This window comes from Arthrobacter globiformis, assembly GCF_030818015.1.
In the GTDB taxonomy this organism is placed as follows: Bacteria; Actinomycetota; Actinomycetes; order Actinomycetales; family Micrococcaceae; genus Arthrobacter; species Arthrobacter globiformis_C.
This window is the reverse complement of sequence record NZ_JAUSZX010000001.1, coordinates 4,639,134-4,662,531: the sequence shown is the minus strand read 5'-3', so window position 1 is coordinate 4,662,531 and position 23,398 is coordinate 4,639,134. Positions and strand designations below refer to the sequence as shown.

General features: G+C 61.1%; 22 protein-coding genes. 9 read left to right on the top strand and 13 right to left on the bottom strand.

Features of this window, described 5'->3' with window-relative positions:
* Nucleotide 1: 1 nt before the first annotated feature.
* The 5 genes from QFZ23_RS21800 (at nt 2) to QFZ23_RS21780 (ending at nt 4,632) form a co-directional block, all read left to right on the top strand.
* Nucleotides 2-757 (top strand): ATP-binding cassette domain-containing protein, encoded by a 756-nt coding sequence (locus QFZ23_RS21800; protein ID WP_306926157.1) that lies wholly within the window; start codon nt 2-4, stop codon nt 755-757.
* On the top strand, nt 754-1,773 hold the full coding sequence (locus QFZ23_RS21795) for an ABC transporter permease (protein WP_306926156.1): 1,020 nt from the start codon (nt 754-756) through the stop codon (nt 1,771-1,773). The genes QFZ23_RS21800 and QFZ23_RS21795 overlap by 4 nt, the downstream gene beginning before the upstream one ends.
* Nucleotides 1,770-2,795 carry a phosphotriesterase family protein gene (locus tag QFZ23_RS21790; RefSeq protein WP_306926154.1) on the top strand — a complete coding sequence of 342 codons (1,026 nt, stop codon included), beginning with the start codon at nt 1,770-1,772 and terminating at the stop codon, nt 2,793-2,795. Before QFZ23_RS21795 ends, QFZ23_RS21790 begins: the two co-directional genes overlap by 4 nt.
* A 19-nt stretch (nt 2,796-2,814) precedes the next feature.
* Nucleotides 2,815-3,567: a glutamine amidotransferase gene (locus tag QFZ23_RS21785; RefSeq protein WP_306926152.1), complete on the top strand. Its 753-nt coding sequence runs from the start codon at nt 2,815-2,817 to the stop codon at nt 3,565-3,567.
* Between the two features lie 81 nt (nt 3,568-3,648).
* The gene (locus tag QFZ23_RS21780) at nt 3,649-4,632 is read left to right on the top strand and encodes a ribokinase (protein ID WP_306926151.1); all 984 of its coding nucleotides are present in this window, start codon (nt 3,649-3,651) and stop codon (nt 4,630-4,632) included.
* 315 nt (nt 4,633-4,947) lie between these two features.
* On the opposite strand, the gene QFZ23_RS21775 is transcribed toward QFZ23_RS21780, so the two are convergent.
* Together QFZ23_RS21775 and QFZ23_RS21770 are read right to left on the bottom strand one after the other, a co-directional pair.
* Nucleotides 4,948-5,781: a hypothetical protein gene (locus QFZ23_RS21775; RefSeq protein ID WP_306926149.1), complete on the bottom strand. Its 834-nt coding sequence runs from the start codon at nt 5,779-5,781 to the stop codon at nt 4,948-4,950.
* Nucleotides 5,778-6,476, bottom strand: a complete 699-nt coding sequence (locus tag QFZ23_RS21770) for a hypothetical protein (protein ID WP_306926147.1) — start codon at nt 6,474-6,476, stop codon at nt 5,778-5,780. Before QFZ23_RS21770 ends, QFZ23_RS21775 begins: the two co-directional genes overlap by 4 nt.
* 449 nt (nt 6,477-6,925) lie before the next feature.
* Between QFZ23_RS21770 and cspE the strand changes: the two genes are divergently transcribed.
* From cspE to QFZ23_RS21755, 3 genes are all read left to right on the top strand, one after another.
* Nucleotides 6,926-7,129 carry a transcription antiterminator/RNA stability regulator CspE gene (gene cspE, locus QFZ23_RS21765; protein WP_104046164.1) on the top strand — a complete coding sequence of 68 codons (204 nt, stop codon included), beginning with the start codon at nt 6,926-6,928 and terminating at the stop codon, nt 7,127-7,129.
* Nucleotides 7,130-7,450 carry a hypothetical protein gene (locus tag QFZ23_RS21760; RefSeq protein WP_306926146.1) on the top strand — a complete coding sequence of 107 codons (321 nt, stop codon included), beginning with the start codon at nt 7,130-7,132 and terminating at the stop codon, nt 7,448-7,450.
* Between the two features lie 141 nt (nt 7,451-7,591).
* A complete protein-coding gene (locus QFZ23_RS21755; protein WP_306926145.1) occupies nt 7,592-7,909 on the top strand; it encodes a hypothetical protein in 318 nt (105 codons plus the stop codon).
* 188 nt (nt 7,910-8,097) lie between these two features.
* On the opposite strand, the gene QFZ23_RS23835 is transcribed toward QFZ23_RS21755, so the two are convergent.
* The 10 genes from QFZ23_RS23835 to QFZ23_RS21715 form a co-directional block, all read right to left on the bottom strand.
* Nucleotides 8,098-8,439: a transposase gene (locus tag QFZ23_RS23835; RefSeq protein ID WP_373427951.1), complete on the bottom strand. Its 342-nt coding sequence runs from the start codon at nt 8,437-8,439 to the stop codon at nt 8,098-8,100.
* 251 nt (nt 8,440-8,690) lie between these two features.
* Nucleotides 8,691-9,323: a DUF3105 domain-containing protein gene (locus tag QFZ23_RS21750; protein ID WP_306926143.1), complete on the bottom strand. Its 633-nt coding sequence runs from the start codon at nt 9,321-9,323 to the stop codon at nt 8,691-8,693.
* Between the two features lie 99 nt (nt 9,324-9,422).
* Complete coding sequence (locus QFZ23_RS21745) at nt 9,423-10,481, bottom strand: YncE family protein (protein ID WP_306926142.1); 1,059 nt, start codon at nt 10,479-10,481, stop codon at nt 9,423-9,425.
* Between the two features lie 175 nt (nt 10,482-10,656).
* Nucleotides 10,657-10,773 carry a hypothetical protein gene (locus QFZ23_RS21740; protein WP_306926141.1) on the bottom strand — a complete coding sequence of 39 codons (117 nt, stop codon included), beginning with the start codon at nt 10,771-10,773 and terminating at the stop codon, nt 10,657-10,659.
* Nucleotides 10,774-11,016: 243 nt separating this feature from the next.
* The gene (locus QFZ23_RS21735; RefSeq protein ID WP_306926140.1) at nt 11,017-11,709 is read right to left on the bottom strand and encodes a hypothetical protein; all 693 of its coding nucleotides are present in this window, start codon (nt 11,707-11,709) and stop codon (nt 11,017-11,019) included.
* 630 nt (nt 11,710-12,339) lie between these two features.
* Nucleotides 12,340-13,992, bottom strand: coding sequence for a malate synthase A (gene aceB / locus QFZ23_RS21730; protein WP_306926139.1), 1,653 nt, complete (start codon nt 13,990-13,992; stop codon nt 12,340-12,342).
* A gap of 111 nt (nt 13,993-14,103) precedes the next feature.
* Nucleotides 14,104-15,435, bottom strand: a complete 1,332-nt coding sequence (gene aceA, locus QFZ23_RS21725) for an isocitrate lyase (RefSeq protein ID WP_306926137.1) — start codon at nt 15,433-15,435, stop codon at nt 14,104-14,106.
* 246 nt (nt 15,436-15,681) lie between these two features.
* A complete protein-coding gene (locus QFZ23_RS21720; protein WP_306926136.1) occupies nt 15,682-16,749 on the bottom strand; it encodes a YeiH family protein in 1,068 nt (355 codons plus the stop codon).
* A 124-nt stretch (nt 16,750-16,873) separates the two neighbouring features.
* Complete coding sequence (locus QFZ23_RS23830) at nt 16,874-17,935, bottom strand: phosphotransacetylase (protein WP_373427911.1); 1,062 nt, start codon at nt 17,933-17,935, stop codon at nt 16,874-16,876.
* Between the two features lie 75 nt (nt 17,936-18,010).
* Nucleotides 18,011-19,375, bottom strand: a complete 1,365-nt coding sequence (locus QFZ23_RS21715; RefSeq protein ID WP_444861248.1) for an aspartate aminotransferase family protein — start codon at nt 19,373-19,375, stop codon at nt 18,011-18,013.
* Between the two features lie 225 nt (nt 19,376-19,600).
* Between QFZ23_RS21715 and ald the strand changes: the two genes are divergently transcribed.
* Nucleotides 19,601-20,722 carry an alanine dehydrogenase gene (gene ald / locus QFZ23_RS21710; RefSeq protein WP_306926133.1) on the top strand — a complete coding sequence of 374 codons (1,122 nt, stop codon included), beginning with the start codon at nt 19,601-19,603 and terminating at the stop codon, nt 20,720-20,722.
* A 1,178-nt stretch (nt 20,723-21,900) separates the two neighbouring features.
* Here ald and QFZ23_RS21705 read toward each other — a convergent pair.
* The gene (locus tag QFZ23_RS21705; RefSeq protein WP_306926131.1) at nt 21,901-23,394 is read right to left on the bottom strand and encodes an NAD-dependent succinate-semialdehyde dehydrogenase; all 1,494 of its coding nucleotides are present in this window, start codon (nt 23,392-23,394) and stop codon (nt 21,901-21,903) included.
* Between the last annotated feature and the right edge of the window lie 4 nt (nt 23,395-23,398).

The window sequence follows — 23,398 nt, the reverse complement described above, 5'->3', positions numbered from 1 at the left end:
TATGAATACCAACGAAATGCTTGTGGAGCTCCGCGGGATCAAGAAATCCTACGGTCCCGTGCAGTCCCTCCGAGGAGTAGATTTCACGCTTCATCGCGGCGAAGTTGTAGGCCTTGTCGGTGACAACGGTGCCGGCAAGTCCACGCTGATGAAGGTCCTGGCAGGGGCGGAGCAGCACGACGAGGGCGAAATCCTGATCAGGGGCAAGTCCGTCCGGTTCTCCAACCCCAGCGACGCCCGCAACGAGAACATCGGCATCGTCTACCAGGACCTTGCCCTGTGCAACACCCTGGACGTCGCAAGCAACCTTTTTCTAGGAAGGGAACCGCGCAAGGCCAGGTTCCTGGACCGGAGCGCCATGCATGCCCGTGCCGCCGCAGTCCTGGATGACCTGCATGTGCGCGTGAAATCCACCTATCAGGAAATCGGCACCCTTTCGGGCGGCCAGCGCCAGTCTGTCGCCATCGCCCGCGCCGTGTCGTTCAAACCCGACGTGCTGATCCTGGACGAACCGACCGCAGCCTTGGCCGTCGCCGAAGTCGAATCAGTGCTCCGCTTGATCAAGAAGGTCGCTGCTGAAGGTGTAGGGGTCATCCTCATCACCCACCGGCTTCAGGACATCTTCCGTGTCTGTGACCGTGTGACCGCCATGTACGAAGGCGAGAGCGTGGACGACAAACCCATCTCAGAACTCAACATTGAACGGCTCGTGGCCATGATCACCCGTTCAGACCACCAGTATCCGGAGGCATCATGATGCTGCAAACTGCTCCTACCGGTGCTCCATCGGTGAAAATTCTGCCCCCTTCATTCTTCGAGCGGGCCAACAAGTCAACGCTGCTGATGGCAGGTGTCACCCTGGTCCTGATCGTGGCTTTTTCCATAGCCAGCCCGGCATTCCTGTCCTTCGTCAACGTCGCGAACATGGCCACACAAATCGCTCCCGTGCTGATCATTGGCGTCGCCATGACCTTCGTCATCACCGGAGGACAAATCGACCTGTCAGTCGGTGCAATTGCCGCGTTCGTAGCCGCGACCTGCGCCCAGCTGGTTCAAACAGGGCTCAATTCCGCTGCCGTGATGGTGATCGGCGCCCTCATGGGCCTCGGCTGGGGACTGGTCAACGGACTCCTGAGCTCCTACCAGAAAATTCCCTCCTTCATCGTCACGCTTGCGACCTTGTCCATGATCAGGGGCCTGGCCCTGTTGGGAACAGGCGGATTCTCCATACCGATTCCGGACTACACGATTTTCCGGACAGTAGGAAACGGTGAGTTCCTCGGGATTACGTTCATGGCCTGGATCGCGATCGTTGTGTTCCTCATCGGGCTGGTAATGATGCACTCCATGCGATTTGGTCAGTACACAACAGGGATCGGCTCCTCCGAGGAGTCGGTGCGGCGAGCCGGCGTCAACACCCGCGCCGTCAAGATGTGGGCCATGGCGTTCTCCGGCCTGGCTGCCGGCGTCGCTGGTGTCCTCATCGCAGCGCGCCTTGGTTCCGGTTCCGCGAACTCTGCAACGGGTCTTGAACTGACCGTCATCGCCGCTGTCGTCATCGGTGGTACCGACCTCTTCGGCGGCCGAGGAACGATCACCGGCACGCTGATCGGGGCCATCCTGACAGGCGTCATTGCGAACGGTCTGACTCTGGTCGGCATGAGTCCGTTCCTGACACCGATCATCACCGGCCTGGTGCTGCTGATCGCTATCTGGATCAATCTGCGCGGCAAGCAGCTCTCTGACCTGGTCGCGAAGCTCCTACAGAAATGACCACAGTCCAGACCGTTACGGGATCTGTCAGCATCAGCGACCTGGGGATAGTTCTCCCTCACGAGCACCTAGTCAACGACCTTAGTACCGCGTACAGCCCGGCCACCGACCAGCGCATCCGTGATCTTCTGGACGCCCCCGTCTCTGCCGATCTGGCCTGGTTGCTGAGGGAACACCCGTACAACAGCGCCGACAATTGCCGGCTCGATGACCTGCAGGCCATGGTCGAGGACCTGACGGCATTCCGCCATCTGGGAGGCGGGAGCGTCATTGACCTCACCCCTCCCGACCTCGGACGCAACCCTGAAGCCTTAGGACACCTTTCCAAGCAATCCGGCGTCAACATCATCATGGGCTCGGGCTGGTACCTGGAAAAATTCCAGGACGACTCCACCCGTGCGGCGGACGTCGAGACCCTCATCAACTCTTTGTTGGCTGACTTTTCCCGACCAGGGGCACGGCCAGGGGTTATCGGGGAAATAGGTGTATCGCCGGCTTTCTCGCCAGCGGAACTACAGGCGCTGCGGGCGGCCGCTCTGGGGCAGAAGGAACTACGTGTACCACTATTCATCCACACGCCGGCCTGGGAAAGGATGGGCTCCCGGATCCTGGACGTTGTCATCGACGAATGCGGGGTCAGCCCGCACGCGGTGGTCCTTTGCCACCTGGACCCGTCTCACAATGATGCGGCATATCAGCTGTCCATGGCAGACCGAGGTGTCATGCTCGGCTTCGACATGATCGGTATGCCTTTCAGTTTTCCATCTGAAGGGGAAAGTCCCGGACCGGGGGAAAGTGCTGACGCCATTGCCCTGCTCGTTCGGAAAGGTTTCGGACAACAGATCCTGCTCAGCCACGACCTCTTCCTCAAGTCCATGCTCACCAAACACGGCGGGAACGGCTTCAACTATGTCCCGTTTGCCTTCCCGGCGCGGCTGTACGAGCGCGGGGTCAGCCCAGAAGAAGTCGATGCAATGCTCACTTCGAACCCCGCCAGTCTCTTCATAAACTCAACCAACTAGTTAGAAACAGGTAACACCAATGGCAAGAGTACTTATCGCCGGCGAGAGCTGGATGACCATATCCACGCACGTCAAGGGAGTGGATGAATTCTCCGTACATTCATACGTCGAAGGCGTGGGCCCTCTCAAAAATGCCCTTGAGGCACAAGGGCACGAGGTCGTGCATATGCCTGCCCACGTCGTCCCCATGGCCTTTCCCGGCTCCGCCGAGGAACTGGCCACGTATGACGCTGTGGTGCTTTCCGACATCGGTGCCAACTCAATCCAGCTCGCCCCGGACGTCTTTGAAAAATTTATCCCCGGCCAGGACCGGCTCGCGGCTCTCGCCCAATGGACCAAGGACGGCGGCGCGTTAGTCATGATCGGCGGCTATCTCTCGTTCTCCGGGTTCCAGGCTCGCGCTGCGTTCCGGAATACCGCCATCGCAGAGGTCCTTCCGGTGGACATGCTTTCCGAGGACGACAGGTGGGAACTTCCCGCAGGACTCACAGCTCAGGTCGAGCAGCCCGAACACAAAGCCATTGGCAGCGCAGGAACGGATTGGCCCCTGCTTCTCGGATACAACCGAACCGTCCTCAAGCCCGGAGCTGAGCTCGTGGCATCCATCAATGGTGATCCCCTGATCGCCCTGTCTGAAACCGGCAACGGCCGCAGCGCAGTCTTCACTTCTGACTGCTCCCCGCACTGGGCACCCAAGCAGTTCTGCGAAGAATGGCCCGGCTACCAAGAGATTTTCGGCGGAATCATCGACTGGGTCACCAAGAAAGTCTGATCCGTTGGTGTGGTCCACGGGAAATCCCGCGGACCACACCAACCAGCAGTAAACAAGCAAGCCAGTCCCGGAAGGACGAGAATGAGCCCACATGTGGGAGTAATCGGATCTATCAACGCTGACCTCTCCGTCGGCGTTGAGCGCCACCCGCGGCCGGGGGAAACTATCCTCGGTACTGGCGGGCAACTGTCCCCCGGCGGCAAAGGCGGCAATCAAGCCCTCGCGGCAGCGCGACAGGGAGCAGAAACCATGATGATCGGGGCCATCGGTTCTGACTCCCACGCCGACGCCGCTACCCGGCTGCTCCGCGAGGCCGGAGTGAACCTCGACCATGTGGTCACAGTGCCAGGACCGACCGGGCTCGCCATAGTGGCAGTTGATGCCGATGGCGAGAACAACATCATCGTCGTTCCGGGAGCAAACGCCCGGCTGACTCCTGATCACATCAAGGCAGCCCATGAAGCGCTCGGTACCTGCACTGTGGCAGTTATCCAGGGAGAAATACCCACAGAGACCATCATCTTCGCCTCGGCCACGCTGGAGAGACTTGGCGTGCGGCAGATCCTCAACCTGGCCCCGGTCCTGAGCCTGCCGATGTCAGTTCTCAAACGATCGGACCCCCTGGTCGTCAACGAACACGAAGCCGCCCAAATCCTCGCAGCAGCACACACTGGTGTTCTCCCCTTCACGCCTGCTGAAGGAACTGGGCACGGCCCTAAACTCGCAGCCGCACTGGTGAAAACAGGGATCAAGTCAGCCATCGTAACGCTCGGAGCAGCAGGCGCGGCTCTGGCCACAAACCAAGGAGTTATCCAAATCGAAGCGCCCGAAGTAGAAGCCACCGACACAACTGGCGCAGGCGATGCGTTCGTTGGCGCACTGGCCGCTGCTGTGGCCCACGGAGCCGACCTCCCGACCGCCTGCAATCAGGCCGTGCGTGTTGCAGCTTTCTCCGTCCAAGGGCACGGAGCCCAGAACTCCTACCCAACAACGAATGACACCCTGCCGACCAACCTTGCTGCCGGTCCCCATGACCTGCGCCCTGCAGAGGCGCGGTGGAGCTGATCAAGCAACAGCCGACGCCGACTGCTCTAACTTGACCGTCCCAGTCCCTTGGAACTTGGCCGCAAGACTGCAGTGCCATTCACCAAGCTGGCATCAAACCAGTTATCGGCGCCCACCCCGGAGATCCTCACGACCCCAAACCAGACGCTGACCTAGTGGAGAGGCCGGCGGGAGCGCCGTCGTCCATGAACTGGAAGTGTCAGCCATGGTTGAAAAGTGAGCCATTTCGCGGGCTTGGCTTGGGGGCACTCTCCCGCCTATTTAAAAGGCCGATAACCGTGATTCCGTCAACCCAAGTGTCCTCGTACCCGACGGTTACGAGGTCGCATCGGCCGATGCTTGTTCGGCTTCTTCAATGGGTCGGCGCAGCCGCGAAGCCAAGTCTTGCAATTCAGACAGGGAAATGTCCCTCAAGTGCAGGGCGCCAAATAGGATTAGCCCTGGATTCTGAAGTTTGTATCGTTCGAGCAGACCCGTCGGCACCTGAATCCCACTTGAACGTGTCTCCATCCCGCCGTGGATCAGGTAGCGTCCGCCCAACCCCAAGTCGCTCAGTTCCCTGTGAAGTGCCACGCTGTCCCAGTTGCGGGCAGACTGTCCGATACGGATCCCGGCGAGATCAAGCTCATCTTCCCGCGCTACTAAGGCAAGCAACTGGAACTGGGTCCAAGTAAGAGATTCCGCTTGCCGGATGAGCCAATGGGATGCGGCGGCAGTCATGGCAGGGTCACAGGAAATGTAGGCGTAGGCGCTGCCCATGAACGGCAGCTTCCGCTCTTCCGGATCGCGCTGCGCCGCGACGAGCACTGCTTCAAATGTCTCTTGCGCATCGGGGGCAAACCCTCCGCGAGCTTGCCAGAATGAGTCTTGACGTATCGTCATTCCGGCTTCTAGGTTTCTATTTACAGCATCGGTCGCAAACGTGACCACGGATTCAACGCGGCGACGTTCTCTGGCTCCCAGAATTCGGGAGAGTACGGACCGCCCCGCTTCCTCAAGGATTGGGCCAACGATGGCCCCTGTAATCGCTCCGGTCGGGCCCGATACGGCGTGCCCTGTGATGGCACCAGCCAGGGATCCGAACAGGTTACTCACACCTGAAGCAAAGTCCTCGGCATCATTCCCAGGATCATGCGACCCATCACTCATCTGCGAAGTTCACCTATGCTCTGAACGATGCGGCCCAACATCTTGTGGAGACTCGCTTCTCCGTCGGACAATCGCGAGCTTGGGTCTGGGCCCTTTGAGGCTACGGGCGTGAGCCCAATATTCTCGTTACTTATGACGTAGGTGTCGTTATAAAGCGGCTTTGTCGGGTCTTGGCTCGTGTACGTCAGCTTCAAAGTAGCTGTTCTGGGCATCCCGTCAACATCGGGGCCGCCATCAGACCTTCTGCTGCCAGGAGTTGGGTCTATACGCCAGAACGATCGCAAACTTACTCCTGGCGGCAGCGTCTGTTTTGTAGAGAACATCCTCTTCAGGGCGGTGACGATCAGATCGTCATTCTCGGGCCAGTCGTCAGTATCGATAATGAGGTCTTCTGCGCTCGATTTTCCTGAGTTGCTAACCACTAGGTCCCAAGTGCTCACCCCGCCAATCCCTGGCACGATACGGGCAAAGACAAACGGGCGCGTCTGCTCGATGCTGTCCAGCTTGATCTGGAGCTGAGCGGCCCGCGCCTGTTTTAGGGACTCCTTGGCTGTGTGCCAAGCGGCGATGGCCCCGACGAGCAGGCCGAGAGTCAATGCCGCGGTCCCGATCGATCCCGCTGCGGACCACCATGCCGCATGGGCGGATGATTCGGCTATCTCGGCTGAGCGTCTGGCTAGTTCGTCTGGAGTCATGGACTCATCCTGCCCTACAAGCTGAAGTTCCCTTTGGGAAAAGCGTTGAGGTGCGCGGTAACGCGATCCCTGCTGGTGGCAGAAACCAGAGACTAAATGCGCGATTCTCGCAGTACTTCGAGCCTGACGCCGATAAGGGATATTTCGTCAAGCCATTGTCCGCCCGGGGGAGGTCACCCCGTCTTTCCCGTAAGGCGGCGAGGCCTGAAGGGGCGGGTTACGTGGAAGAATCCGAGGCTGGGATGGCGGCTGGACAGGACTGGATCCCAGAGAATCGCGTGGAGCGGTTGACTACGCCGTGGCCAGTGGGGCAGACCGCTTTACATCCAGTCCCTCTCTTTGACCAATCTGTTGCCCGCACCGGCACTGACACATAGGCTCAACATGTGAGTTGCGGGGACGGCAGTCCGACAAGCGGATCCGGCCCGCGACCCGTGAAGGAAAAAAGCATGGCAACAGGTACGGTCAAGTGGTTCAACGCCGAAAAGGGCTTCGGATTCATCGCCCCCGACGACGGAAGCGCTGACGTGTTCGCACACTTTTCAGCAATCGCATCCAGCGGTTACCGCTCCCTGGACGAGAACCAGAAGGTTCAGTTCGACGTCACCCAGGGCCCTAAGGGTCCGCAGGCGGAGAACATCCAGCCGCTCTAAGTGGTTGTCAGGAAGCTGGCCGGCTGCAAACCGGCCAGCTTCTCTGTTTTCACCAGCCCCGTTGCCGCACGCACAGCGGCACGACCACAAAGGAGGCCCGCCAGCCAAAAGGCAGCAGTTCTGAATGTCGAACAATTCCATAACTGCAGCAGGGCTGACGGGCTTCCTGAATTTCTGAGCCAGAAGTTGTTTTCCGTCGTCGATCCCATGGCGGAATCCCGACGCAACAGAATGTTCCTGCCGATCCTCCAGACGCCTAATGCGGGCCGCTTCCGGCTGATTCTTGAACGCGATAACCGCGATTCCGTCAACCTGCAGTGAGCCTGTGGTTGACCGAGCAATCCCGTCGGTGGCTTTGGATCCACCCGGCGTACATCGTGTCAGTTCGTTCACACCAAGCGTTTCAGGACCGAATGAACGCCAACTGTAGTCTGTCCCTAGTCACGAATATCTAATGGGGGAATGATGCGGTTCGAGCGTTCAGCAGGGATCTTTAAGGCAGGGGTTCTGATGGCCATTGGTGGCCCAGTCCTCGCTGCACTTGGAGCAGTCATCGCCGCCCCAAACATCGCTGTCCTCTATACCGGGAACGCAAATCGCGAGCGATTGGTAATCGGCCTGATCATCGCTGCCGTTGGTTTACTCCTCACCGCGGCCGGGTACATCATGATTCTCGTCGCGGTGCACCGCGCCTTGGTCAAAATCGATGCTCTTCCCGTGCGTCAGCAGCCGCGGGCAGGGCAGGGATCGCCCCATTCCGCATCTGACTTCACGTACTGACCAAGTGATCTCCAGCCCCTATGGGCCGCCACGGCAAGGCTCACGGCAGCAGTGTCAGGCTGGGGTGTGCCTAAAACTGACTTTGCACCGTCTCAAGTGTGGGAAGCAGTCAACGGGATCGCTACGGGCGAAAGCACTCCTTCGCGTTTCCTGTTGAGCTCCCGAGGAGGTCGGAGCTTTGCATCACGTCAATTATCGAACTTAATGTCGAAGGCTGGCCGGCTTCCATGACAGGCGGCTGGGATTACCGGCCAAGATATCGAGAGTGAAGCCTCGGCTCGTGGTATTTCCTCCGCCATGAGCAGGGTGACGGTGGCAATCCGCCTCATTACCATCTGCGGCTCGAAACTGCCCTCGCCGTCTCTGGGAACATCAGTCTGGCACGGGGCCGACCTCCGCGAACATGGGCTTGGACCGGGTCCCTTGCGCACGTTCCCGTTCTCGGCCAGCCAGTGCCTCTCGTGGCCGAGGTACTCAGTCATCTCCTCCTCCAGTGCGGTCGCGAGCACGTTCTTTGGCAGGCCGGCCAGCAGCGCGCCGGCCCCAGGAGGCTCAGCCTTGCTCGCGTGCCCGCTCCAGCAGCGCCTCAGCGAGCTCCTTCTGATCGATGATCTCTCCGGTCATGGCATCTCTGTCGTCTCAGTCAGAGCCTCGCCTTTCGGTCGGGCCACGCCGTTCCCCATCGCTTTGCTTACAGCCCCGGTGGAACTGGTGTACGCCGGTCCGGCGTGGGACGGCGCTGGGAGGGCTGAGCGGCAGAGTGACAGCATGCCACTTGAGTTTATCCATTGACTCCGCCGCTGCAGGTCTCGCCGGCTTCGGGTGTTTGCGGACCTTGCTGGAAGGCATCGATGAATGCCGACAGCCGAGGGTCTGCCGGGTCGGCGACACTTAATTGTTTGCCCCAGGCGGTGGCCTCGATGCGGGAGCCTTGGCCGGGGAAAGGGCTGACCAGGACGTGGCTGTGGTTGGTTGCAAGCCGGGCGAGTTGGGCGATGTCGTCGGCGGGAAGTTCTGGCTGATAGCTGATCCATACGGCACCGTGTTCGAGGGAGTGCACGGCCCGGGTTTCCTGCACGGGCCGGTCATAAACTCCGCAGTTCGTCCAGATCGGTGAGTGGTCTCCGCCGACGCCGGGACGCTGCGGATAGGTCACCACGGTCTGGACGTGGTTCCTGCTCAGACCGGCATAGCTGATAACTCCTTCGATCATGGTCGGGTCCTTCCCTGCCGCCGGGTTCGGTTGGCCAATGCCGTTAGCGGTGAATCCGTAGGTGAGTGCCCCGGTGGCGAGGATGAGAGGCACACCGATGGCCGTCAGCGGCCTCCGCCATCTGGCAGGCGATTTGGGACTTGGCCTGTTGGTGATGGCGTGTGCGGGTGGGTGGGAGCCGGGCGTTGTTCGGGGTTTCATGGGCCTCCTTCGGGCGCTGCGGACGGGTACTTGTTTGCGATGACTGCCGGTTGGCCGCCGGAGCGCCGCCGCGTCTTAATGTCGCCTGCTTTCTCCCGTTTATTCATAGACCGTGTCTGTTAAGGAAAGGTCTTCGACGTTCACGCGGGCAACAGAAAGGTCCCGATTCAACACATACGCTCGATTTTGGCCATGGCTGAAGACAATTGCCTGGCGGGGCTCCTTGAAGCCCTCGAGTGTCTTTACGAGGGCGTTTTCGTTGACGTCGATTACGTCAATGGTGTTGTCGGCCTTATTGCTGGCAAAAAGGAGTTTGCCGTCCGGTGACAGGGCGGCACCGTATGGCTCGCGACCAACATGGATTTCGTTCCTTATATTTCCCCTCCGTAAGTCGACCACGGAGATACTGTTGCGCCCGCTGTTTGCGGCATACAGCGTGTTTCCGTCAGCGGTTACGGAGATTCCCCGGATCTTGGAGAATCCGGTCAGTTCTCGGGTAATCTTCCTGCTGGCGGCGTCGACAACCGTGACCTTATCGCCCTCGAAGTTCGTCACAAAGACGTGCTTTCCGTCCGGAGATACCTTGATGCCTTGCCTTGGCTGGGAAAAACCGGTGATGACGCCGACCGGTTTCCGTGCCTCAAGATCGACGACCGTGACGGAGTTATGTGCCTGGTTGTTCACATATATGGTCTTTCCATCCGGACTTACCGCTGTTCCGAATGCTCCCGGTCCAACCACGACTTCATCCTGCAACGTATAGTTTTTCGTGCTGTAAAAACGGAGGGTGCCGAGGCTGCTGTCAGAGACGACAAATTGCGAGCCGTCATTAATAAAGACAATGTTCCGAGGTGTGCCAAAGCCGTCGATCTTCTTGCGCAGCCTACCTTCGGCCAGGTCATAGATCAGGAGTGACTTTTCACGGCTGTCCGAGACTACCGCGGTTTTCTCATCCGGGCTCACCGCAAGGGAGTTATTGGTAATCTCGGCGTCAAATCCGGTTCTACGGTTTTCGGGAGGCGCGGGGGCCGAACTGGCCGCGGCATCGGTGGACGAGGATTTTGCGCCGCTGGCGGTATCTGTTGAGGCGTCGCAGCCGGTAAATGCCAACGCGATCAGGGATATCGCCGCCATGGTTGTACTGATTCGCTTGTTCATAAAAATGCGGCTCCTCTGCAGGCTTTTTTTGAGATCAGGACCGACATTCCTGAGGGACACATAGGCTCAGCTCCCAGCTGAGAACCAAACCATCGCGCCAGTGACATGGCTTTTCACGGTTCGTCGTGAAAACCCCGCTGGGGATAATATTCATGCAACCGTCCGGGGGCGCTGGCTACGGAATACGTGTTTGATAGTTCTTCGCGTTCCGGAACCCCGGTCCAATGCGCTTGATGTATTTGACCATCGTGTACGCTGCCCCAACCTTGGCCGTCCTTACCCGTGTTTTCATCAATGTCTCGATCTCGGGCCACCATCGGTTGACGGTGGCCCACGGGGCCGGTCGTTTCAGCCATATCAGCAGCAGCGAGCTGGGCGGAAAAGAAGTCTCCGGCCGCCTGCAGATCACCGATTTCGACGGTTTTGATCAACAGCCGCAAAACCTTTAGGGCAGCCGACCCGGCCCCGGTGGGGTGCCTTCGACTCTTCTGCCGGGGGATCACGTCGCGGTTGGCGACCTGTGCAGCTGTTCGCGCTACCTGGGGTCGCCCGAAATGTGGAACGGGATCGTTGTGATCTTGGATGCGACTCCGATGGCTTCGAGATCTCGTGCATCAATCGTGCCATCGCCGTTGGCATCCGGCACGACGCTCGGGGCATCGTTATAGAGCCCATCGTGGTTGAGGTCGGCGATCACAGCGACGGTCAGGGTGCTGTCCACATCCTGACCGGCAATCGGGGCGCCTACGATCCAGGAATCCCAAACTTCAGCGCCCTTGTTCGAGCGGTCGGTCACGCCGGTGAGATTGAACAGGTTGGCGAGATTCGTGCCGGGCCCGGAGAAGCCCTTGATGGTGCTAGTGGTGGTGGAGGCGAGTACAACGAGGCCCGGCAGACGATCATCCCGACCGGTGGAGAAAGACCCGGGAAAGGGTGCCGTGTTCACATGCGCGGCGGGCCCGGTGAGCTGCAGGCCGCTGAAGCCTGCTGTGGCCAGGCCGCCGTCGTACCGCACGCGTAGATCTACGAACCATCCGGCACCAGAGATTCCGGCGTTGTCTCCCTTTCCAGGGGCTAGCACCTCGATCTCCACGGGATGCTTTTCTGATGCGGCAGGGACAGACGTCTCCAACGTCGGACTGGCACTTGCAGCACCGGCCACGATCGCGCCCAACACCCCCACAGAGCCAACAACAGCGGCAATTCGACGATTACTAATTTTCATCATGATTCTTCCTCGGCTCGGCTTACAAATGGAGAAGTGATTATTGCGGCGCCACAGACCGGCTCCCGGCCATAACGACGAAATTAACGCGCGTAGAAGGTGAAACCATTAACTGGACCGCGCACCGCGGCCTAACCCCGAGTCAGCTAAGCCAGGGCAGTCCCGCTTTGGATTCTGGGTGGGCTGGATGAACCAGGTTTGTCAGCAGGGGACCTCCTGGAGCGGATCAAGGTAGGAATCCCCGATCAGGCGGACAGTAAACGTATCAGGGCCGCTGCGGCCAACTACGACGCTGTCTTTAGTGGTCCCGGCCCGTGTCGCTAGCTCCTGCACGACACCCTCAAGGGTGCTGAAAATAGCTGACCGGTCCCATATCTTCAGCGTTATGGACTCTGTGGATTCGGGGGTCATGTCAATTCTTTCATTCTTGGATGGGACGTCAGGCCTGTTCAAAGTCCCGAAAGAACTCCCACAACTCCGCGTACCGTCCGTGTGAACGGTACGCGGAGTTAGGAGGATGCTTTCTCGCCAATTGGGGCAAAGTAGGCATCACCTAACGCAGTCAGCCCAGCTCCCGGCTTTCGGGTGTCCTGTTGCGATTGGATTGCTGGGGCTGACTGGCGTTCTTTTCTACTAGGCCGTGGCAAGTTCTTCGACGGTGGCCCTTGCGCGGTTTTCCGTCAGGTACCTGGCGTAGGCAGGGAGGGTGAGGAAGGACGGGAAGTCCTGGGCGAGGGTGACTTCTTTGAAGATGTCGCGGGCATCGTCGAAGCGATCGCCGTCGAAGCGTTCCAGCTTGGAGTATTCCTCGTCCAGGAGTTCCTCCACCCATTCCCGGCTGATGATTTCGCCGTGGTCGGTGATGGCGCGGGAGTAGATCCACTGCCACAGCTGCGAGCGGGAGATCTCGGCGGTGGCGGCGTCCTCCATCAGGTTGTGGATGGCAACCGCGCCGTTGCCGCGCAGCCAGGACTCGATGTAGCGGATGCCCACTTCGATGTTGTTCCGGATGCCCGGTTCGGTGATCGTGCCATGTGTCGCAGCCACGTTGATGAGCGCCCGGTCATCCGGGGTGACGTCTTCACGCAGGCGCTCCAGCTGGTTGGGCTTATCGCCAAGGACGCCGTCGAACACCTCACGGCAGACCGGCACCAGGTCCGGGTGCGCCACCCAGGAGCCGTCGAAGCCATCGGCTGCCTCGCGGGTCTTGTCCGCGCGGACCTTCTCGAAGGCGTTGGCGTTGGCGGCCTCATCCTTGCGGTTCGGAACGGCGGCTGCCATGCCCCCAATAGCCATGGCGCCGCGCTTGTGGCAGGCCCGGACCAGCTGTTCGGTGTAGGCCCGCATGAACGGGGCCGTCATGGTCACCTGGCCGCGGTCCGGCAGGACGAAGCGCGGGCCGCGGGTGCGGAAGTTCTTGATCAGGGAGAAGATGTAGTCCCAGCGGCCGGCGTTCAGGCCGGCGGCGTGGTCCCGCAGCTCGAACAGGATCTCCTCCATCTCGAACGCTGCCGTGATGGTTTCGATCAGCACCGTGGCGCGGATGGTGCCCTGCGGGATGCCGAGCAGGTCCTGGGCCAGGATGAAGATGTCGTTCCAGAGCCGGGCTTCGAGGTGGTTTTCGATCTTCGGCAGGTAGAAGTACGGGCCCTTGCCCTGGGCCAGGAGGCGGCGGGCGTTGTGGAAGAAGTACAGGCCGAAGTCCACGATGCCGCCGGCGATCGGTTCGCCGTTGATCAGCATGTGCTTCTCCGGCAGGTGCCAGCCGCGGGGCCGGACCACGATGGTCGGCAGCTCCTCGGCGGCCTTGAGCTTGTATTCCTTGCCCTCGGGTGAGGTGAAGTCGATCCGGCGCTCCAGCGCGTCCGTGAGGTTCAGCTGGCCCTGGATGACGTTCCGCCACGACGGCGTGGAGGAGTCTTCCATGTCCGCCAGCCACACCTTGGCGCCGGAGTTCAGGGCGTTGATGGTCATTTTGCGGTCCACCGGTCCGGTGATTTCCACCCGGCGGTCCTCCAGGCCCGGGGCCGGGGGAGCCACCCGCCAGTGCGGATCGTTCCGGACGGACTCGGTTTCCCGCAGGAAGCGGGGATCCTGGCCGCCGGCGATCTGCTCCCGACGCGACCGGCGGGCCCGAAGCAGCTCCTGCCGTGGGACGGCAGCGGCCCGGTGCAGGCGCTCCAGGAACTCGAGTGCATCCGGAGTCAGAACCTCGCCCTGCCGGCGAATGGGCTGGGCAGCCAACGTGATCCCGTTAATGGTGAAGTTGTCAGTGAAGGTCTTCATTTCAAATCTCTCCTTCGGAAAGCAATGTTCGATGGCGGTTGGCGGATTCGATGCCAACCGCCATCGGTCCCTCCCACGAGCAATCTGGGCCAGCCCGTCGAAAGTGGTGAACTAGTGGAACTGGCCTTCTTCGGTGGATCCCACCAGGGCCAGGGTGGATGCGTTCGGGTTGAGCGCAGTGGAGATGTCGTCGAAGTAGCCGGTGCCGACTTCGCGCTGGTGCTTGGTTGCGGTGTAGCCGCGGGACTCGGAGGCGAATTCCTTCTCCTGCAGTTCGACGTAGGCGCTCATGCCTTCGCGGGCGTAGCCGTGGGCGAGGTCGAACATCGAGTAGTTCAGGGCGTGGAATCCGGCCAGGGTGATGAACTGGAACGTGAAGCCCATGGCACCGAGTTCACGCTGGAACTTGGCGATGGTGGCGTCGTCCAGGTGCTTGCGCCAGTTGAACGACGGCGAGCAGTTGTAGGAGAGCATCTGGTCCGGGAACTCCGCCTTGACGGCCTCGGCGAACTTGCGGGCCAGCTCCAGGTCCGGGGTACCGGTTTCCATCCAGATCAGGTCCGAGTACGGGGCGTAGGCCTTGGCCCGGGCGATGCAGGGTTCGATGCCGTTGCGGACCTTGTAGAAGCCTTCCGGGGTGCGGACCGGCTGTCCCCCTTCGCGGAGGATGAATTCCTGGTCCCGTTCGTCGACGTCGGAGGTGATCAGGGTTGCTGCCTCGGCGTCGGTGCGGGCGATGACGACGGACGGGGTGCCGGCGACGTCGGCGGCCAGGCGGGCCGCGTTCAGGGTCCGGACGTGCTGCTGGGTGGGGATCAGGACCTTGCCGCCGAGGTGGCCGCACTTCTTCTCCGAGGCGAGCTGGTCCTCCCAGTGCACGCCCGAGGCGCCGGCCTGGATCATGGACTTCATCAGCTCATAGGCGTTCAGCGGCCCGCCGAAGCCGGCCTCGGCGTCGGCGACGATCGGCACCAGCCAGTCCCCGACGGTCTGGATGCCTTCGGAGAACTCGATCTGGTCGGCGCGGAGCAGTGCGTTGTTGATCCGGCGGACCACCGTGGGTACCGAGTTGGCCGGGTACAGCGACTGGTCCGGGTAGGTGTGGCCGGAGTTGTTGGCGTCCGCGGCAACCTGCCAGCCGGAAAGGTAGATGGCGCGCAGGCCGGCCTTGACCTGCTGGACGGCCTGGTTGCCGGTCAGGGCGCCGAGTGCGTTCGTGTACTTGCCTTCCTTGTGCTCCTCGGTGAGCTGCTTCCACAGCTTCTCGGAGCCGCGCCTGGCAAGGGTGTGCTCTTCAGAGACCCGACCGCGGAGACGGACGACGTCCGTTGCCTTGTAGTCCCGGGTGACGCCTTCCCAACGCGGGTTGGCGGACCACTCGAGCTCCAGGGCGGCGGCCTGCTGCTCGGGCGTCTGCTGGGTGGGCTCAAATGCTGCAGTCATCGTTGTCTCCTTGTTGATTCGTCGTGTGATCCTTGGCCCGCGTATCTGCTCCCTGGCAGTTACGGTTGGTGGATCGAGTGTGGTGCTTCTTCTGTAATCGTTACTTCTATGCACTTCATGGAGCTTTTTGGATTAGGGCTCGGAAAGTACATGAACACTTCCCATTTGGCAGGAAAAGCATCGAAAGCGTGCTGATCGAGGTCTCGTTGGAAACCATTGGAAGGAATGCCGGCGGGAATGCTTCAACTAGATGAGCTGGACGCCCACGTAAGCCGCGGTGGCTATAAGTCCCCATGACAACATTGCGGCGATCACTGCTCTCCCACCGGTCTTCAACATGGACCGGACTTGCACCGACGCTCCCAGCCCGTAAAGCGCGGCGGCTAGAAGAAGGTCCTGAATCAGTCCCGCGGTTTGGAGAGCTGCAGGAGGCAGGATCCCAAAGGTGCGTAGAACTATCGCAGCCACAAACCCGGCCACGAAGATCGGGATCAACGGCGGAAGTTTGACGTCACCTTCGTCAGCGCTGGTCCCCGTTCGTCGTCGGCGGTGACGTTCCACGAGCGCGGCTCCCGTCACCATGGGGGCAAGCAAGAGCACACGGGTTAGTTTTATAATCAAGGCCGCAGCCAGGGCGGCCGTTCCTGCCGTTTGGGCCGTTGCTACAACCTGGCCAACGTCATGGACGCTCGCTCCCACCCAATATCCGAATTCAACGTTGTCCAACCCCAGCGGCCCCTTAAGTGCCGGCAGGACACCGATTGCCAGAGTTCCGCAAAGGGTCACCAGGGCAATGGGGACAACGGTGTCCCGGTGATCCGTCTTGGTCGCTCCGCCCATTGCTCCAATGGCGGATGCACCACAAATTGAGAACCCGGTTGCAAGCAGCAGGGGCTGATTGCCCGGAAGCTTAAGTGCCTTGCCCAGCAGCAGTGTTCCTATAAAGGTTAGGAGGACGATGCCGACTACAATCCCTACCGTTGTCCAACCCAGCGCGACCACGTCAACGAGGCTGAGTTTGAGGCCAAGTAGGACGATGCCCATCCGCATGAGCCGTCTTGCGGAGAGTGCCAGCCCAGGCTGGAGAACTCCTTCAACAGCCGCGCTCATTCCTGGAAGATTAGCGGAAAGAATTCCTAGGATGACGGCCACGGTGAGGAATGGCAGCATCGGGACCGCGGAGTGAATCAGCCAGGCGATGGACACGGCCACGGCAGCCGCCGCCAGCCCGGGTAGCGACTTCTGCCGCAGGGCTCGTATGGGGAAGGAGTCCTGTCTTCCGCTTTTTGCCGATGTGGCCACGTCTTGGGTCATGGTTCTCTACAATTCGCCCCGGACCTGCAAATACAAGGTCGGACCGAATCTCCTTTCTTGAGGACAGAAAATGTGTGAGTGCCGGGGGCTTCTCTGGTTCCGGCGGCTTGAGGAGGATGACAGGTCAGGACGTGGAGCCGGATGACGCTCTGTTATGGGGGCTGGGAAGTGATTGGACGGCGCTCAACAGACCGAGGAACATGATGTCTTCCGCCCTGCAGCCCCGGGATAGGTCGTTCATGGGGGCTTTCAAGCCTTGCAATATGGGTCCGACGGCAACAGCTCCGCCGAGTCGCTCCGCGATCTTGTATCCGATATTTCCTGCATCTAGGGTGGGGAAAATCAGGACGTTTGCGTGGCCTGCGACTTCTGAGTCTGGCGCCTTCGATGCCCCAATGTGAGGAACCAGGGCAGCATCAAACTGTAGTTCCCCGTCGACTTGCAGCAGCGGGTGCCGGTCGCGCAGGATCCTCATTGCGTCCGTAACCTTGTGCACGTCTGGATGGGCAGCACTGCCTTGGGTGCTGAAGGACAACATGGCCACTTTCGGGTCCTGTCCCGTTAGAACGTGATGTGTGTTGGCTGCGGAAGCCGCTATGTCTGCTAATTGTTCGGCAGAAGGGTTGGGTACGACGGCGCAGTCTCCGAAAGTAAGTTCTCGTTCGTCCGGAAGCAGCATCAGGAAGGAGCCGCTCAAAGTTGTGCAGGCAGGAGCGAGCCCCACAACCCGGAGAGCTGCCCGCAGGACGTGTGCCGTAGGGCTTCCTGCACCAGCGACGGAGGCGTCCACGTACCCAGCGCGCAATGCGGCGGCGGCGAGATGGACTGTTTCATGTCGGGCCATGGCGAGCTGTTCGGGCCTGCTTGCGTAGGCCTCCTCCAAGGATGACCTGATGGTTGCGTCGTGGGCGAGAGCGCAGCAATCGAGAATTGTGCCTTCTGGCAGGACACAGCCGGCGTCCTGGGCCGTCTGCCGGATCCTGGCGCTTCTGCCAATCAGTCGGGGTTTGATGATTCCTTCGGCCGCCAGTGCGCTTGCGGCAAGGACGGCCCGTGGATCTTCTCCGTCGGCGAATCCAACGACCTTCTCTTGGCCGGAAAGTTTTTGGCGCCAGCGTTCGGAGGTCGCGCTGCCTGGAAGCGCCGCTGCCTGGGGCCAATGCCTATCAATTAGAGCGATTCCCATGGCTCCCCTTCTTAAATCGAGCCTTGGGGGTCCGTGATGCGGAGGACCCCCAAGGGTTACACCGGAAGGCGTGGGCTAAGGCTGAATGGCCTTTTCGATGTCGTTGAGCATTCCATCCACGCCATGGAGCAGCTCGGACAGCACATCGCTGTCGGCGACCAGCGGCGGGGAGATCATGATCATGGTTGCGCCGCGGTCATCGCCCCGCAGGATCACCTTCGTCCGCTTAAAGGATTCGGGCAGCACTTCACGTAGTACCGTCAGCGATTCCGCGTCAGTCAGTTCCCGGCCGCTGAAACTATCGGCCATGAGTTCGATCGCGTAGAAGAAGCCCGTGCCCCGGATGGCCTTGACACAGCGGTGTGAGTCCTTCAGGGACTCCAGCGCGGCCATTATTTTCGGCCCGTTTTCCTGGACGTTGCCCAGGACGCCTTCGTCACGCATGGCGGTGATGTTGGCGACTGCGACTGCCGTTGAGACCGGGTGCCCGCCCCACGTGGCTCCATGAGTGAAGACACCGCCCTTGGAGGAGTTGAACAGCTCCTGGACCAGCTTTTCCCGCACAATCATGCCGCCGAGGGGCGCGTAACCAGAGGTGGACCCCTTCGCAAACGTGACCATGTCCGGAACTACGCCTGTCACTCCGTAGCCGAAGAAATGACCAAGACGTCCGAAGGAGCAGATCACCTCGTCTGATACCAGCAGGATTCCGTACTTGTCACACAACGCACGCAGCGCCGGCCAGTAGCCAGTCGGCGCCACCAGGGCGCCGCGGCCGTTCTGCACTGGCTCGGCGAAGATAGCTGCGATCGTGTCGGGACCCTCGGCGAGAATGGTTCGTTCGATGGCCTGGAAGCATTCCAGTTCTGTGACGGGGCCACAGTCCCCGGTGAAGCCGAGCGTATTCGGAACGCTGCGGATGCCGGGAAGAAGTTCGCCGAAGGGGTCCTTGATCTTAGGTAATTGGGTGATGGAGAGCGCGCCCATGGTAGTGCCGTGGTAGGCCATGTTCCGGCTGATGATCTTGGTCCGCTGCGGCTGGCCCTGGCTGCGGAAGTACTGACGGGCGAATTTCAGGGCCGTCTCTACGGCCTCTGAGCCGGAGTTAACGAAGAAGGTCGTACCAAGATCACCGGGAGCCAGCTCAGCGATAAGAGCAGCAGCTTCGATGGCAGGCGGGTGCGCGGCCCCCCAGTTGGAGGCGTACGCCAGGGTGCTGATTTGTTCGCTGGCGGCCTGGGCTATGTCGGCTCGCCCGTGTCCCATGTTGACGCAGAAAAGCCCCGCCAAACCATCGAGATAACGGTCACCCTCAGTGTCGATGAGGTAGCTTCCTTCTCCACGGACAAAAATGGGGAATTCACTGTCCCAGGTGTCCTTGCGTGTGAAATGCGGTCCGAGGTGTCGTCGGGCCTGAGCCCGGAGGGTGGTGGCGTCCACGACCATCTCCTTCTTTCGGGGTGAATAGCAATGAGCGAAAGCCTAGGCCGGGATTCTTCTGCGCGTCAGGGCCAAGCACCTCATGATTGATAGGTCCAGTTTGGACTCATCAGGTAGCCGGTGTCTGGTTCTTCTGGACCCGGCCGGTCCAGGCACATACTTCGATGAGGCTGTGCGTCCGCACGGCGAATATTGAGAACACGCAACTACCGCACGGAGGTCCCAATGAAGATCGGCGTCCCGAAAGAAGTAAAGTCCCACGAATACCGCGTGGCCGTCACTCCCGCGGGAGTACATGAACTGCTGGCCCATGGGCACGAGGTCTTCATTGAAGCCGGCGCGGGCGCTGGGTCATCCATTTCCGACGATGCGTTTACGCTGGCCGGAGCCGTCATCATGGACACGGCCGATGAGGTGTGGGACATGGCCGATCTGCTGTTGAAGGTCAAGGAGCCGATCGCCGAGGAATACCACCGGATGCGGCCGGACCTGACGATTTTCACCTATCTGCACCTGGCCGCCGACGAGGCCTGCACCCGGGCACTGCTGGATGCCGGGAGTACTTCCATAGCGTATGAGACGGTGCAGCTTGAAGACGGCTCTTTGCCGTTGCTGTTTCCGATGAGTGAAGTAGCCGGCCGGCTTGCTCCGCTGGTCGGTGCTCAATGCCTGACCCGTCCTGAGGGCGGCCGTGGGATCCTGATCGGCGGGGTCTCCGGAGTGGCGCCCGCACGCGTGGTGATTATCGGCGCCGGGGTCTCGGGTATGAATGCTGTCTCGGTGGCAGCCGGACTGTGGGCAGACGTGGTCCTCTTCGATAAGAACGTGGACAAGCTGCGCGCCGCGGACCGCATGTACCAGGGCCGTGTCCGAACGCTCGCGGCAAACCAGTTGGCCATCGAACAGGAAGTGCTGCAAGCGGACCTGGTGATCGGTGCGGTACTGGTCCCCGGCGCCAAAGCCCCCAAGATCATCTCCAACGAGCTGGTCTCCCGGATGAAGCCTGGCAGCGTTCTTGTTGACATCGCCATCGACCAGGGCGGATGCTTCGAAGATTCTCGCCCGACGACGCATCAGGAACCCACCTTCCGGGTGCACGGTTCGGTTTTCTATTGCGTGGCGAACATGCCGGGCGCTGTTCCGCATACCTCCACCTACGCCCTGACAAACGTGACCCTGCCCTACGTGCTGCAGCTGGCCGACAAGGGCATCGAACGTGCTATCGCAGAAAACGCAGCACTCCAGGCGGGCCTGAGCACCCTCGGTGGAAGCCTCACCAACGCCGCAGTCGGTGCAGCCCACGGCATCGCCGTGGTTGATCCATCTAAAGCAATGGCAGGTAGCTAGAGTAATAGCGAGGTCATGGGCGGGGGAGCTCAGTGCGAGCTCCTCCGCGTCTTCCAGTTCCGATACCTCAGCTTCCAATCTGGGAGGCCATCGTGGCACGGACATTCATTGAAATTGATCGTAGCTCCGAGGCCCTACCGGCAGGTCCGGCGCGTGATTGAGCACAGTATTGCGGTCGGTGTTTTCGACTCACGCAGCATGCCAATTCCCGGGAGTTGCCGGCTGAACTCTCGGTTGCCCGCAACACTATAAACCTCGCCTACCAGGAACTGCTCAACGAGGGCCTGGTGCTCCAGCCATGAACGCCGGGTGTGCCGGAAGTGGAAAAGACGGCCGACTGGCATAAGTATCCCTACCCCTTTGTGGCCAGCCGGGTTGATGTCCAGAGCTTTCCGCCAAGGGCTTGGGTGCGCAGCCTTCTACAGGCTCTTACCAACCCCATCGCTTCGCCAGCATCCAGGACTGCGTGGGCGCGAACGACCCCATGCTGATTGGCATGGTGAGGCGCCGAATACTTCCAGCCCGCCGGGATCGGCAGGCGCAGACCAAATACTTATCACCATCGGGTCGCAGCAGGGCTTGGACCTATTGGCCCGGACCCTGCTCGCCCCGCACCAGCGTGTAGGCATCGAGATTCTCAGTTGCCTTGACGGTGGCCACATCTTCCTGCGCACCGGCGCCGAGGTTTACCGAATCAATGTAGATCAGGACCGGCTTTGCCTCCCGGAGACGCTCAGCGGCACCGCCCGCCCTGGTGCATGTAACGCCAAGCCACCAGCACCCACCAACGTCACACTGAGCATGGAGCGGTGCTGCTCAAGCTTGCGGCAGCCGATGAAACGGTGGTGATGGAGGATGACTACTACGGCGGGTTCCGCTATGAAGGCAGCATCCGCCCAGCCCTAAAGGCGTTGGACGGCGGGGAGTCCTCGTTGAACGGGGGGCTATCTACTTCATCCAGCCCGGATGCACCCCGGAACTGCTTCATGATTGGGCGGTACATACTGGATGACGGTGATGGCGGATCTGGACGCCGGGAGGGCTTGTGCGTGGGTCGATGATCGGGGACGCAACAGGGCGCCCAAGACTTGCTGTTCCGAGGGCCGCTCACATAACAGGGCGTGGGCAGCTGAATAGCGAACCGTCCTATAGGTTTGCGGAAGACTGGCGCGATGTCCTCAGCGACGGGGAATGGCCATGTACTTGGTCTCGAGGAATTCCTCGATACCAAGGCGTCCACCTTCGCGGCCGAGCCCCGAGGCCTTGATGCCGCCGAAGGGAGCCGCGGGGTTGGAAACAATGCCGGTGTTCAAGCCCACCATGCCGACCTCCAGCTCCTCTCCCACGCGGAAGGCGCGGTCCAGGTCCTGAGTGAACAGGTAGCTGGCCAGGCCCCAGGGGGTGTCATTGGCGAGCCGGACTACTTCCTCTTCGGCGTCGAAGGGGATCACCGGGGCCACCGGGCCGAAGATCTCCTCACTCATCAGTGCCGCGTCCGGGCTGACGTCCGAAAGAACCGTAGGGGAGTAGAAATACCCGTTGCCCTCGGGCCGGGAGCCGCCGCAGACCACGGTGGCACCCTTGGCAACGGCGTCGTCTACCAGTTCCTGGACCTTGTTCAGTGCCTTCTCTTCCACCAGGGGGCCGACATCGGTGCCTTCCTCCGCGCCGTCGCCCACCTTGAGAGCGCCGAGACGCTTGGCGAGCCGTGCCGAGAAGTCGGCGGCGACCGAGCGCTGGACGAAAATCCGGTTGGCGGCCGTGCAGGCCTCGCCCATGTTCCGCATCTTCGCCGCGAATGCGCCTTCCACGGCGCGGTCCAGGTCCGCGTCTTCAAACACGATCAGGGGAGCGTTGCCGCCGAGTTCCATCGAGGAGCGCATGACGTTCTTGGCCGCCTGTTCCAGGAGCCGGACGCCCACTGTGGTGGAGCCGGTGAAACTGACCTTACGGGCAATGCCGCTCTCCATCCAGGGCGTGACCACCTCGGATGCTTTGGTGGTGGTGACGACGTTCAGCACGCCCTTGGGCAGTCCGGCTTCGATCAGGATGTCCACCAGCGCCAGTGAGGACAACGGGGTGAGGCTGGCGGGCTTGAAGACCATGGTGCAGCCGGCCGCGATGGCAGGGCCGATCTTGCGGGTGCCCATGGCCAGGGGGAAGTTCCACGGCGTCACCACCACGCAGGGGCCCACCGGCTCCTTCGAGACGAGGATCCGGTTCTTGCCGTCACCGGTGGTGGTCAGGTCGCCGCCGATGCGGACGGCCTCCTCGGAGAACCAGCGGAAGAATTCGGCCGCGTAGGCCACCTCACCCTTGGCTTCGGCGAAGGGCTTGCCCATTTCCGTGGTCATGATGAGGGCCAGCTCGTCCTGCCGGGCCATGATCAGGTCGAAGGCGCGCCGCAGGATTTCGCTCCGCTCCCGCGGCGGGGTCTTGGCCCACTCCTTCTGTGCCCGGCCGGCTGTTTCGATCGCCCGGCGGGCGTCCTCAGGACTGCCGTCGGCCACTGTCGCTATGACCTCTTCAGTAGCGGGATTGACTACGTCGAAACGGACACCGGTCGAGGATTCCGCCCACTCACCATCGATGTACAAACCAGTGCTGACCCTGGCAATTGCATCAAGAGCATGCTGCGAGGCGCGGACGTTCCGGATGGTGTGGGATGTCATGTCG

Bases quoted from the DNA above. Each gene is read 5' to 3' on its own strand.
- QFZ23_RS21800 (WP_306926157.1), top strand. From the start codon at position 2: ATGAATACCAACGAAATGCTTGTGGAGCTCCGCGGGATCAAGAAATCC.
- QFZ23_RS21795 (WP_306926156.1), top strand. From the start codon at position 754: ATGATGCTGCAAACTGCTCCTACCGGTGCTCCATCGGTGAAAATTCTG.
- QFZ23_RS21790 (WP_306926154.1), top strand. From the start codon at position 1,770: ATGACCACAGTCCAGACCGTTACGGGATCTGTCAGCATCAGCGACCTG.
- QFZ23_RS21785 (WP_306926152.1), top strand. From the start codon at position 2,815: ATGGCAAGAGTACTTATCGCCGGCGAGAGCTGGATGACCATATCCACG.
- QFZ23_RS21780 (WP_306926151.1), top strand. From the start codon at position 3,649: ATGAGCCCACATGTGGGAGTAATCGGATCTATCAACGCTGACCTCTCC.
- QFZ23_RS21775 (WP_306926149.1), bottom strand. From the start codon at position 5,781: ATGAGTGATGGGTCGCATGATCCTGGGAATGATGCCGAGGACTTTGCT.
- QFZ23_RS21770 (WP_306926147.1), bottom strand. From the start codon at position 6,476: ATGACTCCAGACGAACTAGCCAGACGCTCAGCCGAGATAGCCGAATCA.
- cspE (WP_104046164.1), top strand. From the start codon at position 6,926: ATGGCAACAGGTACGGTCAAGTGGTTCAACGCCGAAAAGGGCTTCGGA.
- QFZ23_RS21755 (WP_306926145.1), top strand. From the start codon at position 7,592: ATGATGCGGTTCGAGCGTTCAGCAGGGATCTTTAAGGCAGGGGTTCTG.
- QFZ23_RS21750 (WP_306926143.1), bottom strand. From the start codon at position 9,323: ATGAAACCCCGAACAACGCCCGGCTCCCACCCACCCGCACACGCCATC.
- QFZ23_RS21745 (WP_306926142.1), bottom strand. From the start codon at position 10,481: ATGAACAAGCGAATCAGTACAACCATGGCGGCGATATCCCTGATCGCG.
- QFZ23_RS21740 (WP_306926141.1), bottom strand. From the start codon at position 10,773: ATGAAAACACGGGTAAGGACGGCCAAGGTTGGGGCAGCGTACACGATG.
- QFZ23_RS21735 (WP_306926140.1), bottom strand. From the start codon at position 11,709: ATGATGAAAATTAGTAATCGTCGAATTGCCGCTGTTGTTGGCTCTGTG.
- aceB (WP_306926139.1), bottom strand. From the start codon at position 13,992: ATGAAGACCTTCACTGACAACTTCACCATTAACGGGATCACGTTGGCT.
- aceA (WP_306926137.1), bottom strand. From the start codon at position 15,435: ATGACTGCAGCATTTGAGCCCACCCAGCAGACGCCCGAGCAGCAGGCC.
- QFZ23_RS21720 (WP_306926136.1), bottom strand. From the start codon at position 16,749: ATGACCCAAGACGTGGCCACATCGGCAAAAAGCGGAAGACAGGACTCC.
- QFZ23_RS23830 (WP_373427911.1), bottom strand. From the start codon at position 17,935: ATGGGAATCGCTCTAATTGATAGGCATTGGCCCCAGGCAGCGGCGCTT.
- ald (WP_306926133.1), top strand. From the start codon at position 19,601: ATGAAGATCGGCGTCCCGAAAGAAGTAAAGTCCCACGAATACCGCGTG.
- QFZ23_RS21705 (WP_306926131.1), bottom strand. From the start codon at position 23,394: ATGACATCCCACACCATCCGGAACGTCCGCGCCTCGCAGCATGCTCTT.